Here is a 14,831-nt window from a genome sequence, read left to right as displayed (position 1 = left end):
CCCTGTACGGCCCCGTACGACCCCCGGAGGGCGCCCGTCCGGCTTGGAGCCGGGGGCCCGATCCGTTCGCTCCCCCACGGTGCCCCTAACGGCCTCATCAGGGATTTCGGTGAGGGCGCCGACCGCTGCGCGCGTGCGCCAACTGTCGCCACATCCCCGAGCGCGCGAAAAGGCCCCAATCCCGTGAGGGGTTGGGGCCTTTCGCTTAGCGATACTTAGCGATGTTTAGCGGTTATCAGCCGTTGTACGCGCTGTAGGTGTTGTCGTCACCGTACTGGTAAATTCCAACCTTTGCCTTGGTGGGGTCACCAAGTTCGTTGAACTCAATCGGACCAGAGATGCCGTCGTAGTCAGCTACGTCGCCATTGTTGATGATTTCTGCACAGTCGGCGAAGGTGGTGCACTTCTCGCCGTTACCCGAACCACCCGATACTTCTTGAAGCTTCTCGGCGATCGCTGCAGGGTCCGTCGAACCGGCTGCGAGCGATGCGAGGGCGAGCAAGATGACCGAGTCGTACGACTCTGCTGCGTAGCTGAACTCGGTGAGTTCAGGCTGTCCCGACTCGACCCAGAAGTCGTTGACTGCAGAAGTGAAGTCCGCAATCGTGTCGACACTGAGACCAGGCAAGGTGCCCTTGGCACCAGCGAGGGTACCGGGAGCAAATTCGTCAGCGAAGTTCGCAAGGTTACCGTCTACGAAGTAGAGGTTCTCGGCGGGGAATCCGCTAACAATGCTCGGAAGCATGGTCGAAACTTCTTCGAAGGTGATCAGCGCGATGGCGTCAGGGTCAGCAGCAAGAACTTCTGAGATCTGAGCATCGAACGTGGTGTCACCGGTGTTGTAGGTCGGCTGTGAAACAACCTCTCCACCAGCAGCTTCGAACGCTTCCTGCGTGAACTTGGCGAGGCCGGTTCCGTAGGAGTCGTTGAGCACGACCATGCCGAGGGTCTCGTGACCATCTGCAGCGATCAGGTTACCGAGAACCTCACCCTGGAGAACGTCGGAAGGAGCGGTACGGAAGTACAGGCCCTTGTCGTCGTAGTCCGTGAATGCGGCCGAGGTGTTTGCCGGCGAGAACTGGATTACTCCAGCGCCAACCACCTGGTCAATGAACTGAAGCGAAACACCCGAGGATGCTGCACCAAGAATTGCGGAAACGTCTTCACCGAGCAGGCGAGGGATCTCAGTCTCGTATGCCTTGTTGTCGGTGTCGCCGGAGTCACCCTGAATCAGTTCGATCTGGATGCCTGCATCGGCTTCGTTTACCTGCGACGCTGCGTACTCGGTACCGGCGATCTCGGGTGGGCCGAGGAATGCGAGGTTACCGGTTACGGGAAGGGCCGTTCCCAGCTTCAGGGCAAGCTCACCGCCCTCGTTACCAGTGGAAGTGTCTCCGTCGGAAGTTGCACAGCCAGCCAATACCAGTGCGCTTGCACCGACAATGGCGAGACCGCTCAACATGGTCCGCTTAGACCGTGATGGGGAGGCCGTAGCCTTGGCGAATACGCTCATGTTGCTCCTTGCGTTTCGAATGTGTTCAGGAATCAAATGTGGCACTGCATTGTCACCACACTGTCAAGCTATGCCCACTCGGGACGTCCGCACAATACGCCAGTACTACAGCCTTGTAACACTCTTTAAGAATCGTTACCATTCGTAGACTCTTCAGAAACGCAGATGTTACTTAGTTGATCCGGGTGTACACGTTGTCGCTACCGTACTGGTAGATGCCAATAATGGCACCCTGCGGATCGCCATTGTCACTCAGGGTTATCGGACCCGAAACACCGTCGTAATCTACGGCGTCGCCCGCAAGAATGATTTTCGCGGCATCCTCAAACGTCGTTGCAACTGTGCCTTCTCCGGTACCGCCAGAGACTTCTTGGAGCTTGCCTGATATCGCCTTGCCCGTGACCTTTTGAGCCGCTAACGCTGCGAGGCTTGCCAAAATCACCGCGTCATAGCTCTCAGCCGCGTAGCTGAAGTCTTTGAGACTCGGGTTAATTTCGAGAAGTCGATTCGTGAAATCCGAGATGGTCGATATTTCGAGGCCCGGATGCGTGACGATCGAACCAGTCAGGCTTCCGGCGGCGAATCCAGAGCCACGCTCACCCAGCGACAGCCCGCTGAAGAACAGTTGATCACCGGTGTAACCGGCAGCGATAAAGGCCTTCGCAATTTTCTCTGCTTGGGTCGACCCCACAATGGCTACGGCATCCGGTTTCGCGGCAATCGCTGCGGCGATCTGGTCGTCGAGACCGGTAGCTTTCTCGTCGATCGTCTCTTGAGAGAGAATCTCACCGCCGCCGCGTTGGAAAGTCTCTCCAATTGCACGCGGAAGGAGAGGTCCGCAGAGCACGTCCTCCGACAGGATCGCGATAGAACCGTCGACGCGCTCAGCCATCTCGGCTCCCAGGGCAGAACCTTCGAGCGCGCAGGATGGGGAGGTGCGCCAGTACAACATGCTGTCGTCATAGTTGGAGAAGTCAGGCGAATCGTTGGCAGGCGAAATCTCAACCACGCCCGCTCCGGTGATCTGGTCAATCACTTTCTTGGAGACGCCATTCGACAAACCGCCGATAATCACGGTCGCCTTAGCCTCAAGCAGCGCTGTCGCCGCATCCTCAGCCGTCGTTCCCGTCGAGTCGCCAGAGTCGCGAGACTCAATGGTGACCGTCAACTTGACGTTGGCGTCGTTGACGTCTTGAGCCGCAAGCGCAATCGCTGCCGAAACCGCGGGACCAAACTTCTCGAGCGATCCAGACTCTGGAACCAACGCTCCGATGGTGAGGGCTAAGTCTTTGGGCGCTGGAACTTCTTCTGGTGTCTCAGCGACCGAGCATCCGCTCAGCACCAGAATTGCAGCGAGCGCACCAGCAATTACCGTGAACCCTCGGCGGGTTCGCAGCGACACACGTGATCCAACGGGTGTGGATGTCATCAGAGTCGCTCCTATCTGCCGCACGAAAACAGAAAGCGGCATTGTTACGGTAGTGGGCAAACCACAAAATGAGAACTTCATGAGGCGGAATCAAGGTTCAGGGAGCGCCCCCAATCCGGGCGGCACTCGTTCTAGCCGAAGGCTCCCCCGCTAGTGAAAACGAACTTGTTCTCACCGTCATATGTGTAGAAACCCCAGTATCCGGGCTCAATATCTCCGTCAGGAGTGAAGTTCACGGTTCCGGAGACGCCGTCGTAATCGATGTCGTTTGTCGTTGTGAGGACTTCGAGGCACTCGACAAAACTCAGGCACTTCACACCACCCTTCGAGACGTCATAGAGCGAACCCGCAATCGCCTCCCCCGCATCATCCTGAGCAACAATGGCGGCCAGAGCGGCGAGCATTGTCGCGTCATACGCCTCCATCGCATAGCGATAGCTTGTCAGCTTCGAATCGCTCGCCTTGAGAGCGGCAATGAACGTCTTAGAAGGCTGCGCCCCCTCGATCACGCCGCGAACTCCCTTGAGGGTGCCATTCTTGAATGACTGCGAATAGTCACCGGTGTTGAGCGAAGTTAGCCACAGTTTCGACCCGGTGTAGCCTGCCGCGACGATCTTGCCAATGGCCGCCTTGGTCGCCTTGTCCGAGTCGTACGTTGACCCGACGACGACGATGTCTGGCGCTGCCGCCTTGAGGTTTGAGATGATCGCATCAAAGTTTGTCGTAGAACTGGCAAAAACCTCGTCAGCGACTAGCTCAGTGTCGTGCACCGCAAGCGCCGCGACGAAAGTGTCATGAAGAGCAGAGCCTTGCGCATCTGCGACATAGACATAGACATAAGCGATTCGCAGCGGAGTTTCTCCCGCCGTCAGCGTTTCCGCTAAGGCGAAACCCTGCTGCTCGTAAGCCGGAATCGTGCGGAAGAAATAACCATCGTCAAAAACATCGGTCAGCGTTGAGAAGGTCGCCGCCGGAGAAATGACGGGAACTTTGGCATCGATCGCCAGAGGAATGGAGCGCTGGGCGAGCACGGAGGAAGACGGCCCGATCACCACATCGACCTGTTTTGTCACTAGCGCCGCGAATGACGTCTCTAGCTTCGTTGTCTTTGCCTCGCCAGAATCGGCGGCAACGATCAACACCGGCTCACCGTTGATACCACCAGCGGCGTTGATCTCCTTTACTGCGGTGGCTACCCCGGCAGTCTGTGCGGCAGCAAGGAACGAGAGCGTTCCACTCGTGGGGAAAAGAGTGCCAACCCGCAACACCCCATCGCCAGCAGGAATGGCCAGCGGCGTCGGCGTCGCTGACGGTGCCGGAACAGCCGAGGGTTCAGCTACCGGAGCAGGAGAACTGCACGCGCCGAGAACCACGAGAACGGCGGCCACCACCAACAGCTGTCGCGTGGCACGAAACCTCGTCATCAATTTGCCTCTCTTAAGGCGTCGCTCCTCGGCAACCGCGCACCTTCACAGGAATACTACGGTGCGCCCGGTGCTTCGGCAGCGGAACCAAGCCGCGTTCGGGAAGAGTGGCGGAAGAGATCGAACGTGAGGATAGCAAGCGCAATCCAGACAATCGCGAAGCCCAACCAACGCTCGGCGGGCATCGCCTCGTGGAATACGAATACCCCGACGATCAGCTGCAAAATCGGGGCCAAATATTGCGCGAGCCCCATATACGTGAGCGGCAGACGTCGAGCTGCCGCGGCAAAGAGGATGAGAGGAATTGCCGTGATTGCGCCAAGGCACAGAGTCAAGATCAGGTGTCCGTTGCCCGCTGTGCCGATGGTGAGAGTGCCATTCGCGTTCAACACGAGCAGGACAATAATCGCAAGCGGAGCCAAGAAAGCTGTCTCCACGGCCAAGCCACCCAGCGCATCCGCCTTCGGTCCAACGCTTTTCTTGACCAGCCCATAAAGCCCAAAACTGAACGCAAGCCCGAGGGCAATCCACGGGAAGCTGCCGTACCCGATCGCGAGCACGAGAACGGCGAGCGCGCTAATCGCGAGCGCAGTCCACTGCAGGGGGCGTAACCGCTCGCGCAGAATGAGCACGCCGAGCAACACCGTCACAATGGGGTTGGTGAAATACCCGAGTGCTGCCTCGACAATGTGACCATTTAGGCTCGCGTAGACGTAGATGACCCAGTTGATGACGACAAGTCCCCCGGCAAGGCCGAGGCTCCAGAAGGTCTTGCGATCACGAATGATCGCCAGAACCCGCACATAGCCGCGCGTGACGACAAGGAGAGCTGCACAAAAAACGAGCGAAAGCACAATGCGCCAAGCCACGATCTCAATGGCACCCGACTCCTTCAGCGAGAAGAAGACGATGGGCATTGCGCCCCACAGCACATACGCGGATACCGCGAAGCCGAGGCCGCTAGGAGACACGCGATCGGCCGCGTGAGAAGTCGTAGTCACCTCTCAAGCTTAAGCTGCAAATCAGAGGCGAATCACATTCGCAAATACACAAGCTCGCCACACAAACTCACTGCACAAACTCACTGCACAAACCCAACACAAAAGCCCAACACAAAAGCCCAGAGCCGGAGCTCTGGGCTTATGTGTTGCCGAATGTTAAATCTCGGCGAGGGTTTGAGTATCCGCGTTAGCGAACAACCACAGCAAGAACGTCGCGAGCTGACAGTACGAGCAGGTCGTCTCCGCCATACTTCACTTCAGTTCCGCCGTACTTGGAGTAGATGACCTTGTCACCTACGGCGATGTCGAGAGGAACGCGGTTGCCGTTGTCGTCAATGCGACCGGGACCTACGGCGACTACTTCGCCCTCCTGGGGCTTCTCTTTCGCAGTGTCAGGAATGACGAGCCCAGACGCGGTGGTCTGTTCTGCGTCGACCTGCTTGATAACAATGCGATCTTCGAGCGGCTTAATGGACACCGACACGTGTGACCTCTTTCTGAAAGTATTGGGGCTGGCACACTCCCAGCAGGAGTGCCAGATCAACTATACGTCTTGGTTGGCACTCGATCAACGTGAGTGCCAATAACAATGCCAAGACAACAGTGGATGCGGATACGGTTAGAGAATGAACCAGAGCGAACTACGAGAGCTCCTTTCGACTGACGGTCTCCGCTTGCTCGACTCACTACCCGCGTGGAGATCTAGTGACGAGATCGTGCGCACCGTCGCAGAGCTCCGCAAGGCCGGCCATAGCGCCGGACTAGTCGCCGCTGTTCTTAGTCAGTCAAAGCTGCGCGCCAAGGCTGAAAGCAAGTTTGGGCCATTTGCCGAGCGGATGCTCTTCACCGAGGCCGGGCTCGAACAAGCAACTCGACTCCCCGTCGCGGCGTTGCACGCTGGCAGGTTTAGCAACGCCGGCGTCAAGTGGGTGGCCGACCTAGGTTGCGGAATCGGCGCTGATGCGCTCGCCATTGCCGCGCTTGACCTCAATGTCACCGCAGTCGAGCGGGACGAAACGACCGCCGCCATTGCCAGCTACAACCTGGCCCCGTGGAGCAACGCTCAAGTAGTGCACGGCGACGCAGAGTCGACCGATCTCGCCGGTATCGACGGCATCTACCTCGACCCGGCTCGGCGCGACGCCCGCGTTCGCCTCACGAATCCCGCCGACTGGACCCCTTCACTCGACTTCGCTTTCGGGCTGGCGGAGCGCTACCCGACCGGGATCAAACTCGGTCCGGGTATCGACCGCGATCTCATCCCTGACAACGCCGAGGCGCAATGGGTGTCGGTCGGACGCGAAGTCGTCGAGCTTGGCCTGTGGTTTGGGGCGGTCGCTCGTGACGGAATTCGTCGCTCTGCTCTCGTCATCGGCGAGCATGGCACCGCCGAGCTGTCGGCTGCCGCAGACAGCGAAGACGAAGCCGTGGGAGATCTCGGTCAGTTTGTCTACGAGCCGGATGGTGCCGTCATCCGCGCACGACTCATCGGCGATCTCGCCCGCCAGCTCAATGGTCGGATGCTTGACTCATCGATTGCTTACTTCAGCGCGGACACCGCAGTCGCGTCACCCTTCGCCAGTTGCTTTGAGATCGTGGCAGATTTCGCACTCGACAAGCGCTCGCTCAAGAAAGAGCTTTCCGCGCGCAAAATCGGAACTCTCGAAATCAAAAAGCGCGGGGTCGATATCGACCCCGCACACTTTCGAACGTCTCTTGCACTGTCAGGCTCGAACAGCGCGACGCTCATTTTGACTCGAGTAGCCGGACGACGTCGTGCGCTTCTTGCGCACCGCGTAGCTCCCCGCTAGTACCAGCGCCGCGTTCGAACTAGAGCGGTGACCGAACGGTTATCGGCCACCCGGACTAGTTCACGCGGACTGATCGTGAATTAGTAGCCGTACGTGTAGGCGCCAGTGCCGGCAATCATCAGCGGGATCATCAGCGCAGCGAGGAACACGAGCCCCCAGATGAGGCTGATCGCGGTAGCAACGTAGCCGGTGATGAGACCGGTGATCCAGAACGGACGAGCGTAGTTCTGCTTCTTCTGCGCCACATGACCCAAAATAATTGCGGCGACGCCAGGCAAAAATCCGAGCGACATGAATGCTAGCAAGACGGCAACGATACCCGTGACCATTGCTGCGATCGCGAGACCCTGCGGCGGTCCAGCAGGCACGGGCACAAATGCAGCGGCGCCAGGCGTGGGAACGCTGCCGTAGCCGGGGACCGGAGTTCCGCTGGGGGCAGCGTAGGGGTTGCTTGCCGGCGCCGGCGCTGCATTTAGCGGCGGAACCGGTCCCGCAGTAGGCGCAGCATTCGCTGGAGCCGAAGGAGGAGTCACTGAAGATTCGCGCGACGCTGCAGCGCCGGCTGCGGTCACTGGTGCCGAAGGAACTGGGGGTGCAGCAGGAGCGCTTGCCGTTGAGGCTGCGGGCGAGGTTGCTGCTGACGAGGCGACCGGCGGAGAAACAGGAGGCGTGGATGCGGTCGCAGCGGTTGTCGTCGCGCCAGCCGGCTTCGTCGCGGACTTTGCAGGCGTCGTCGCCGTCTTTGCAGGCGTCGTCGCCGTTACCGGCTTCGCACCGGTCGCCGGCTTCGCAGCCTTGGGAGCCGTTACAGGCTTCGTCGCTGGCTTCGGCGCCTTCGCGGCTGTGTCTGGCTTTGCGGCCTTCGCCGCCGTCGTGCTCGCCTTCGGCGTTGCCGCCTTCTTAGCAGCAGTCGTTGTCTTCACCTCAGGAGTCGTCTTAGCGTCAGACGTAGTGGATGCAGCGGCTTGCTCGGGCGTGGGTATCGACGGTGTTGAGTCGTCTGATTTTTTGGTAGCCATGCGCACACTTTAGCAAGTGCACATCATAAAAAAGGCCCGCACATCAGTGCGGACCTTCTTCACTGCTGCTCAGCGATCTAGTAGCCGTATGACGAACCGGCGACTGCCGCGGCGATCGTGACGATCGCGAAGATGATGACGATGACGATCGCGAGGTAACCCCAGATAAGGCCGATGATAGCGAGGACCTTGCCCTGCTCGCCCGTCTTCTTGATCTGGCTCATAGCGATGTGTCCGGTGATGACGCCGACGAGTCCGAAGCCGAGGACCGAGGTCGCGATCGACACGATGGACAGGACGTTCCATTTAGCAACCGGCGCGCCTGCAGGCGTTGCGGCGTAAGGCGTGGGTTCTGACATGACGAAATGCTCCTTAGTAGATGAAACGAACTGGCGCGACTATATTGTCAGCCTGAAAGTATGCTGTCAATATACGCCGAGTAGAGCCTAGCTCACGTCTAGGCCTGAATCTGCGTGACCGGCAAAGTGGAATCAGCGCTAAACCCGAGAGCAGATGGCTGCTTGCCGGCCATCACCAATTGGGCGCCCAGTGCCGCAATCATCGCGCCATTATCAGTGCACAGCGACAGCGGTGGAATTCGCAACTGGATCCCTGCCGCATCACAGCGCTCCTGCGCGAGTTCTCGCACGCGAGCGTTCGCCACGACACCACCGCCGAGCAACAAGCGCGGCACCCCGCGATCAACGCAGGCCGCGACCGCCTTCGTCAACAGGATGTCGACAACCGCCTCCCGAAAGCTCGCCGCGACATCCGCAATCGAGAAATCTGTGCCGGCATCTTGCTCGCGCTCGACCCAGCGAGCGACCGCAGTCTTGAGACCGGAAAACGAAAAGTCGTAGCGATGCTGTTCCATGTCTTTCGGCTTGCTAAGTCCCCGCGGAAACCGGATCGCTGTTGGGTCACCCTCGGCCGCAACCCGGTCGATCTGGGGCCCACCAGGGTAGGGCAGGCCGAGCAGCCGAGCAACCTTGTCGAAGGCTTCACCGGCGGCATCGTCGATCGTCTCGCCGAGCAACTCAACGTCGGAGACCAAATCGCGCACCTGCAGCAGCGAGGTGTGCCCGCCCGATACGAGTAACGCGATAGTCGGGAGCTCGATTTCCGACCCATCATCGCGCAAGACGTCAGCACCAACATGGCCGACAAGATGATTCACCGCATACAAAGGCTTAGCAGTGGCAACCGCGAGAGCTTTTGCCGCAGCAACACCTACCATCAGTGCTCCTGCGAGGCCCGGCCCGCTTGTCACAGCAATGGCATCGATCTCGTCAATCTCAACGCCAGCATCGGCGAGCGCCTGCTCGAGCGCTGGCTGCATCGCCTCGAGATGCGCGCGCGCCGCGACCTCCGGAACGACACCGCCGTAACGAGCATGTTCGTCCATCGACGACGAAATGACATTGGCGAGCAGCGTTGTCCCGCGCACGATGCCAATTCCGGTCTCATCGCAACTCGTCTCGATCCCCAACACGAGGGGCGCTGACGTGTTCCGGGGAAGGCTGCGATCGTTCGGTGCTTCGCGGTGTGACGGCGCCAGACTCGGTGACGGTGTTTGCGGCGCGGGGTCCGCTGGCTCGCTCATGTGCCCACCGCCGGTGACAACGTGGGCTCCGGGATAGTGAGACGCATCACAATTGCATCCACCCCATCCGGTTGGTAATAGTGAGGGCGAACCGCAATGCGCTCAAATCCGAGAGAGTCATACAGCCGCTGAGCCGATGGGTTATCGTCGCGAACTTCCAAGAAGAGATCGCTCGCACCACGATTCCGAGCTTCTACCATCAGCGCATGCATTAGCGCCCGCCCTATGCCGTGGCGGCGAGCACCCGGAGCAACAGCAATCGTTTGGATGTCGGCCTGACCTGAGCGGAAAGGCGCGCGCAACCCCGCATAGGCAGTTACCGTCGCGGGGTCTCCCAAGGGATGCGCGACTAAGTAGTAACTGTGGTTATCAACTATTTCGGCGCTCATCATGTCATTCGACCACGCATCGTTAGCGAACTCGCTCGACTCGATGACCATGATCGCATCGAGGTCATCTACGGTGGCGCGGCGCAACTGCCAGCTCATGCGGTTACTCGTTTCGGTCCTGCGGAAAGGCTGACGTCTGGAGGGCGAAGGTACAGGGCTTCCTCCCCGGCAAAGTCACGACCGTTCGCTTTCATGAGTTGCGCCAGGGTCGCGAGCGAAGCCGCGCTCACGGTCGGTGTTTGCCTCAGTGCGTAGTGCTCGAAATTAGGCACGATAGCGGAGAGCTCAGCGGCAGGAGCGAGCGCCGGGCCACCATCGCGGAGCGGCAATCCTGCCTCATCTGATCCGCTGTACGTCGACCAGTAAAACTCTTTGCGGCGAGCGTCTGTGGCGACGATTACTGGTGCCGTTTCTCCCAGGGCGATGGCATCGTGGGTGACGACCGCGTACACCGGCAACCGTGCGCCGAACGCGAACGCTCGTGCGGCGACAATCCCGACTCGAAGCCCGGTAAAGGGTCCGGGACCCATTCCGGCCACGACACCGGTCAGGTCGGTTACAGCGATGTCAGCTTCTGCGAGGCAGCTGTAGATGAAATCTCCGACAACTTCAGCATGTTTGCGCGTGTCTGCAGAGTCGCACTCGGCAAGCACCCGTCCGCCGGCATCGACGATGGCAACGCTTGTTCCCGCCGATGTATCAATCGCTAAAAACATCGACCCACCCCATATCTGCCCATCGGGGTCCGAACGCGGTGACAGTGACGGTACGCGGTTCAACCGCTTCTTCGGCGAAATCGTCGACAGCCGAGGTCACCGGCCCATTCGGTTTCCCGTCGCTTGCGCCGGTCGGCCGCACAATATCGATATTCAGCCACGACTCGCTCACGCCGTCGAGCAAACCGGCACCCCACTCAACGACAACGATGGATGCCTCAAAATCGATATCCAGATCGTCCAGCTCGACAGCGCTGCCCAACCTATAGGCATCGACGTGCACGAGCGGCGCTCGATCAGAGTGGGACGCAGATTGCGACGGTGCTGCTGTCGCAGTTTCCGCGACATCCAGCCTCGGATGTGTGCGTGCAAGAACGAAGGTCGGGCTCGTCACCGTGCCGCGAATGCCGAGGTATTCACCAATCGCCCGCGTCAGCGTTGTTTTACCGGCACCGAGTGCGCCGTTAAGAAGTACCAGGTCACCAGCCCTCAGCTGACCGGCAATGATCGCGCCGAGCTCGGCCATCCGCTCTGGGGATTCGATTACGAAGGTGGTCATGACTCGTACCTGCGCGCTACGCGATGGCCGAGGCGCGTCACGATTTCATAGTTGATCGTGCCTGCGGCTGCTGCCCATTCATCTGCGCTGGGAACCGACTCTGCTGTGCGTCCGAAGAGTGTTGCCTGGTCTCCGATCGCCACGGCGGCATCGCCCATATCAACCACAATCTGGTCCATGGCTACTCTGCCGGCGACGCGACCGGTCACACCATTAATCGATACGGGACCCCGGTTTGAGGCGTGGCGTGGGATTCCGTCAGCATACCCAAGCGGCACGAGCGCCACCGTGGTGTCGGAGTCACGCGAGAAATCAAGACCGTAGGAAACGCCCTCCCCCGCAGCGACCCGCCTCACAGAAATGACGGGAGCGCTGAGCGTCATCGCGGGCTCCAAACCCAGACTCGAAGCATCCACATCGTCGGCGGGCGCTAGTCCATAAATGCTTATTCCCAGGCGAACGAGGGTGAAGCGCGCGTCAGGATGCTTGATCGCGCCCTCGGATGCTGCTAAGTGACGGAATTCGGGCCGCAACCCTACCGATTCAGCCATGGCGATTGCAGCAGTAAAGCGCTCAATCTGCGTCACATCTTGGACATGGCCAGCGTTGGCGAGATGGCTCCAGATTCCTTGCACTTGGATGCGTCCAGCAAGTTCGTGAGCTACCGCAGCTTCGAAAAACTCCTGCCAATCACCGACCGCGGCTCCATTACGGTGCAATCCCGTATCAACTTTGAGGTGCACGCATGCCGTTCCGGATGCCGCGGCGACTTCACCGAGTTGAGCGATGTTGCTGATGCCGAGGTCTATGCCTGCGTGCACCGCTGCACTGAATGCCGCCCCTGGCTGGTGTAACCACGCCAAGAGCGGAGCGACGATACCCGCGTCGCGCAGAGCAAATGCCTCAGCAAGGTCGGCAACGCCGAGCCAGTCCGCACCGCCATCGAGCGCAGCACGAGCACTGGCTACAGCGCCGTGGCCGTAGCCGTCTGCTTTCACCACAGCCATGACCTGTGCAGGCGCTACCAGCGCCCGCAGAGTTTCGACGTTGCGGCTGATAGCACCGGTGCTAATACTGGCGAGCCGGAGGTCAGTCATGGTGCGCCTCCGCAACAACGTAGGCGATCGCAATGCCTGCGTCGTGACTCATCGAGAGGTGCACGGACGTAATTCCCTGCCGTTCGGCGATAGCTTTCGTGGAGTTGAGAAGTTCAAATGACGGGTTGCCGAGGGAGTCAGAAACGACTCGCATATCGTGCCACGTGACTCCGCTTGAGTCTCCGAGAGCCTTGATGAGCGCCTCTTTTGCCGCGAACCGGCCAGCGAGCGAGCGAAGGGGACGCAGAACGCCATCCTTTACTTGTTCGCTCTCAGAGAACAAGCGCGTTGTGAGGGTCGGCGTGCGCTGCAACGCGCGCTCGAAACGAGCGATGTCGACAACATCCACACCGATCCCCACAATCATGGTGAAACCTATTCGACGGTGACAGACTTCGCGAGGTTGCGAGGCTGGTCTACGTCGAGTCCCTTCGCTGCCGAAAGTTCCATGCCAAAAATGTGCAGCGGGATGACAGCCAAAAGTGGCTCGAAGAACGGTCCAGCCAAAGGAATAGGAATGACTTCGTCGGCGAACGGCAACACTGCAGCATCGCCCTTCTCGGCAATCGCGATAACGCGAGCGCCACGAGCGCGAATCTCTTGAATGTTCGAGACAACCTTCTTGTGCAACGAGTTCGGATCGCGCGGGCTAGGGACAACTACGAAGACAACCTGCCCAGGCTCAATGAGTGCGATCGGGCCGTGCTTCAGCTCTCCAGCGGCAAAGCCCTCGGCGTGAATGTACGCGAGCTCCTTGAGCTTGAGGGCACCCTCGAGTGCGATGGGATAGCCAACGTGGCGACCGAGGAAGAGCACCGACTGGGTGTCCGTCATCCAGTGCGCCAGTTGCTTGATCGACTGTGAGGTCACGAGCACCTCAGAAATCTTGTCTGGCACCGCCTGCAACTCGACAACGTTCTCGCGAATTTCGTCTTCGCTGAGAGTGCCGCGAACGCCCGCGATGTGCAAACCGATCAAATAGAGCGCCGTGATCTGGGCGACAAACGCCTTCGTAGATGCCACAGCAACCTCAGGACCAGCGTGCGTGTACACGACAGCGTGCGACTCGCGCGGAATCGTGGCACCGTGCGTGTTGCACACCGACACAACCTTCGCCCCAGATTCCATAGCGAACTTAACCGCCATGAGCGTGTCCATCGTCTCGCCGGACTGGCTAATCGAAATCACGAGCGTGCGTTCGGTCAGAATCGGGTTGCGGTAGCGGAACTCGTGAGCAAGCTCCACATCAACAGGAACGCGTGCCCACGCCTCAATGGCGTACTTGCCGAGCATTCCTGCATAGGCAGCGGTGCCGCACGCAATAACGACAATGCGGTCAATGTTCGCAATGATTTCGTCGCCGAGAGGCTCAAACTCAGTGAGCTTGACCAGCCCATCCTGAACGCGACCAAGAATGGTGTTAGCTACGGCATCCGGCTCTTCGCTGATTTCCTTAGCCATAAAGCTCGACCAGCCACCCTTTTCGGACGCCGAAGCATCCCAGGCGATGTCGAACTCTTCGAATTCGACGGCATTGCCATCGAAGTCGGTGACGTCAACCGTGTCGGGGCGGATCGTGACGATCTGATCTTGGCCAACAGCCACAGCACGGCGCGTGAACTCAACAAAGGCGGCAACGTCGGAGCCCAGGAAGTTCTCACCGTCGCCCAAGCCGATCACCAGCGGTGAATTGCGGCGAGCCCCGACGACAACGCCGGGCTGATCTTCGTGCACGGCGAGAAGAGTGAACGCTCCCTCGAGTCGTGCGACAACGCCGCGCATGGCCGCAGTCAAGTCACCGGTCTTGTCATATTCGCGGCCGACGAGAACTGCGGCAACCTCAGTGTCCGTCTCGCTTAGGAACGATTCGCCCTCGAGAAGCAGCTCATTCTTCAGCTCAGAAAAGTTCTCGATGATGCCGTTGTGAATGAGCGCGAGCTTGTGGTCACTGCTCAGATGAGGGTGAGCGTTGCCATCAGTCGGACCACCGTGAGTTGCCCAACGAGTGTGACCGATTCCCGTCGCTCCGTTGCTGAGCGGGTTTTCCTCAAGATCATCCAAAAGCATCTTCAGCTTGCCGGCACGCTTGCGCGTTCCCAGCTTTCCGGCGTCGTCAATAATGGCGACACCAGCGGAGTCGTAACCCCGGTATTCGAGACGCTTAAGACCGCCGAGGAGTACCTCAAGGCTTTGGTTGTTACCGACGTAACCAACAATTCCACACATAAATACGAGTTTAGTTGCCCAAGCTGGGTATCCGTGCGCCGTTA

At 59.5% G+C, this 14,831-nt stretch carries 16 protein-coding genes; 2 read left to right on the top strand and 14 right to left on the bottom strand.

Annotated elements, in window-relative coordinates:
- Positions 1-235 precede the first annotated feature (235 nt).
- The 5 genes from FFT87_RS05185 to groES all read right to left on the bottom strand — a co-directional run bounded on the left by FFT87_RS05185 (position 236) and on the right by groES (position 5,851).
- On the bottom strand, positions 236-1,513 hold the full coding sequence (locus FFT87_RS05185; protein WP_219950270.1) for an ABC transporter substrate-binding protein: 1,278 nt from the start codon (positions 1,511-1,513) through the stop codon (positions 236-238).
- Positions 1,514-1,685: 172 nt separating this feature from the next.
- The gene (locus FFT87_RS05180; RefSeq protein WP_219950269.1) at positions 1,686-2,942 is read right to left on the bottom strand and encodes an ABC transporter substrate-binding protein; all 1,257 of its coding nucleotides are present in this window, start codon (positions 2,940-2,942) and stop codon (positions 1,686-1,688) included.
- A gap of 131 nt (positions 2,943-3,073) precedes the next feature.
- A complete protein-coding gene (locus FFT87_RS05175; protein ID WP_219950268.1) occupies positions 3,074-4,366 on the bottom strand; it encodes an ABC transporter substrate-binding protein in 1,293 nt (430 codons plus the stop codon).
- Between the two features lie 56 nt (positions 4,367-4,422).
- Positions 4,423-5,367: an EamA family transporter RarD gene (gene rarD, locus FFT87_RS05170; protein ID WP_219950267.1), complete on the bottom strand. Its 945-nt coding sequence runs from the start codon at positions 5,365-5,367 to the stop codon at positions 4,423-4,425.
- Positions 5,368-5,554: 187 nt separating this feature from the next.
- Complete coding sequence (gene groES / locus FFT87_RS05165; RefSeq protein WP_021809375.1) at positions 5,555-5,851, bottom strand: co-chaperone GroES; 297 nt, start codon at positions 5,849-5,851, stop codon at positions 5,555-5,557.
- Positions 5,852-5,993: 142 nt separating this feature from the next.
- Between groES and FFT87_RS05160 the strand changes: the two genes are divergently transcribed.
- Positions 5,994-7,178: a class I SAM-dependent methyltransferase gene (locus FFT87_RS05160; protein WP_219950266.1), complete on the top strand. Its 1,185-nt coding sequence runs from the start codon at positions 5,994-5,996 to the stop codon at positions 7,176-7,178.
- 80 nt (positions 7,179-7,258) lie between these two features.
- Here FFT87_RS05160 and FFT87_RS05155 read toward each other — a convergent pair whose 3' ends face one another.
- Entirely contained in the window at positions 7,259-7,546 is a 288-nt protein-coding gene (locus tag FFT87_RS05155; RefSeq protein WP_219950265.1) for a hypothetical protein, read from the bottom strand.
- A 79-nt stretch (positions 7,547-7,625) separates the two neighbouring features.
- On the opposite strand from FFT87_RS05155, the gene FFT87_RS05150 reads away from it, so the two are divergent.
- Positions 7,626-8,210 carry a hypothetical protein gene (locus FFT87_RS05150; RefSeq protein ID WP_219950264.1) on the top strand — a complete coding sequence of 195 codons (585 nt, stop codon included), beginning with the start codon at positions 7,626-7,628 and terminating at the stop codon, positions 8,208-8,210.
- A gap of 64 nt (positions 8,211-8,274) precedes the next feature.
- Here FFT87_RS05150 and FFT87_RS05145 read toward each other — a convergent pair whose 3' ends face one another.
- From FFT87_RS05145 to glmS, 8 genes are all read right to left on the bottom strand, one after another.
- Positions 8,275-8,556: a DUF4190 domain-containing protein gene (locus FFT87_RS05145; protein ID WP_219950263.1), complete on the bottom strand. Its 282-nt coding sequence runs from the start codon at positions 8,554-8,556 to the stop codon at positions 8,275-8,277.
- Between the two features lie 98 nt (positions 8,557-8,654).
- On the bottom strand, positions 8,655-9,686 hold the full coding sequence (gene tsaD / locus FFT87_RS05140; RefSeq protein WP_219950707.1) for a tRNA (adenosine(37)-N6)-threonylcarbamoyltransferase complex transferase subunit TsaD: 1,032 nt from the start codon (positions 9,684-9,686) through the stop codon (positions 8,655-8,657).
- Between the two features lie 110 nt (positions 9,687-9,796).
- Positions 9,797-10,288: a ribosomal protein S18-alanine N-acetyltransferase gene (rimI, locus tag FFT87_RS05135; RefSeq protein WP_219950262.1), complete on the bottom strand. Its 492-nt coding sequence runs from the start codon at positions 10,286-10,288 to the stop codon at positions 9,797-9,799.
- Entirely contained in the window at positions 10,285-10,905 is a 621-nt protein-coding gene (tsaB, locus tag FFT87_RS05130; RefSeq protein WP_219950261.1) for a tRNA (adenosine(37)-N6)-threonylcarbamoyltransferase complex dimerization subunit type 1 TsaB, read from the bottom strand. Before tsaB ends, rimI begins: the two co-directional genes overlap by 4 nt.
- On the bottom strand, positions 10,889-11,464 hold the full coding sequence (locus tag FFT87_RS05125) for a tRNA (adenosine(37)-N6)-threonylcarbamoyltransferase complex ATPase subunit type 1 TsaE (protein ID WP_219950260.1): 576 nt from the start codon (positions 11,462-11,464) through the stop codon (positions 10,889-10,891). Before FFT87_RS05125 ends, tsaB begins: the two co-directional genes overlap by 17 nt.
- A complete protein-coding gene (gene alr / locus FFT87_RS05120) occupies positions 11,461-12,561 on the bottom strand; it encodes an alanine racemase (RefSeq protein ID WP_219950259.1) in 1,101 nt (366 codons plus the stop codon). The genes FFT87_RS05125 and alr overlap by 4 nt, the downstream gene beginning before the upstream one ends.
- Positions 12,554-12,928, bottom strand: a complete 375-nt coding sequence (locus tag FFT87_RS05115) for a holo-ACP synthase (RefSeq protein WP_219950258.1) — start codon at positions 12,926-12,928, stop codon at positions 12,554-12,556. The genes alr and FFT87_RS05115 overlap by 8 nt, the downstream gene beginning before the upstream one ends.
- Before the next feature lie 8 nt (positions 12,929-12,936).
- Positions 12,937-14,787 (bottom strand): glutamine--fructose-6-phosphate transaminase (isomerizing), encoded by a 1,851-nt coding sequence (glmS, locus tag FFT87_RS05110; RefSeq protein WP_219950257.1) that lies wholly within the window; start codon positions 14,785-14,787, stop codon positions 12,937-12,939.
- Positions 14,788-14,831 lie beyond the last annotated feature (44 nt).

The organism is Salinibacterium sp. M195 (genome assembly GCF_019443965.1).
GTDB lineage: Bacteria > Actinomycetota > Actinomycetes > Actinomycetales > Microbacteriaceae > Rhodoglobus.
The sequence above is the reverse complement of the archived record's forward strand: the minus strand, read 5'-3'. Positions and strand labels throughout refer to the sequence as shown.

What these genes read in the sequence shown, in the direction of transcription:
- FFT87_RS05185 (WP_219950270.1), bottom strand. Translation starts at nt 1,513, where the DNA reads ATGAGCGTATTCGCCAAGGCTACGGCCTCCCCATCACGGTCTAAGCGG.
- FFT87_RS05180 (WP_219950269.1), bottom strand. Translation starts at nt 2,942, where the DNA reads ATGACATCCACACCCGTTGGATCACGTGTGTCGCTGCGAACCCGCCGA.
- FFT87_RS05175 (WP_219950268.1), bottom strand. Translation starts at nt 4,366, where the DNA reads ATGACGAGGTTTCGTGCCACGCGACAGCTGTTGGTGGTGGCCGCCGTT.
- FFT87_RS05160 (WP_219950266.1), top strand. Translation starts at nt 5,994, where the DNA reads ATGAACCAGAGCGAACTACGAGAGCTCCTTTCGACTGACGGTCTCCGC.
- FFT87_RS05145 (WP_219950263.1), bottom strand. Translation starts at nt 8,556, where the DNA reads ATGTCAGAACCCACGCCTTACGCCGCAACGCCTGCAGGCGCGCCGGTT.
- rimI (WP_219950262.1), bottom strand. Translation starts at nt 10,288, where the DNA reads ATGAGCTGGCAGTTGCGCCGCGCCACCGTAGATGACCTCGATGCGATC.
- tsaB (WP_219950261.1), bottom strand. Translation starts at nt 10,905, where the DNA reads ATGTTTTTAGCGATTGATACATCGGCGGGAACAAGCGTTGCCATCGTC.
- FFT87_RS05125 (WP_219950260.1), bottom strand. Translation starts at nt 11,464, where the DNA reads ATGACCACCTTCGTAATCGAATCCCCAGAGCGGATGGCCGAGCTCGGC.
- alr (WP_219950259.1), bottom strand. Translation starts at nt 12,561, where the DNA reads ATGACTGACCTCCGGCTCGCCAGTATTAGCACCGGTGCTATCAGCCGC.
- FFT87_RS05115 (WP_219950258.1), bottom strand. Translation starts at nt 12,928, where the DNA reads ATGATTGTGGGGATCGGTGTGGATGTTGTCGACATCGCTCGTTTCGAG.
- glmS (WP_219950257.1), bottom strand. Translation starts at nt 14,787, where the DNA reads ATGTGTGGAATTGTTGGTTACGTCGGTAACAACCAAAGCCTTGAGGTA.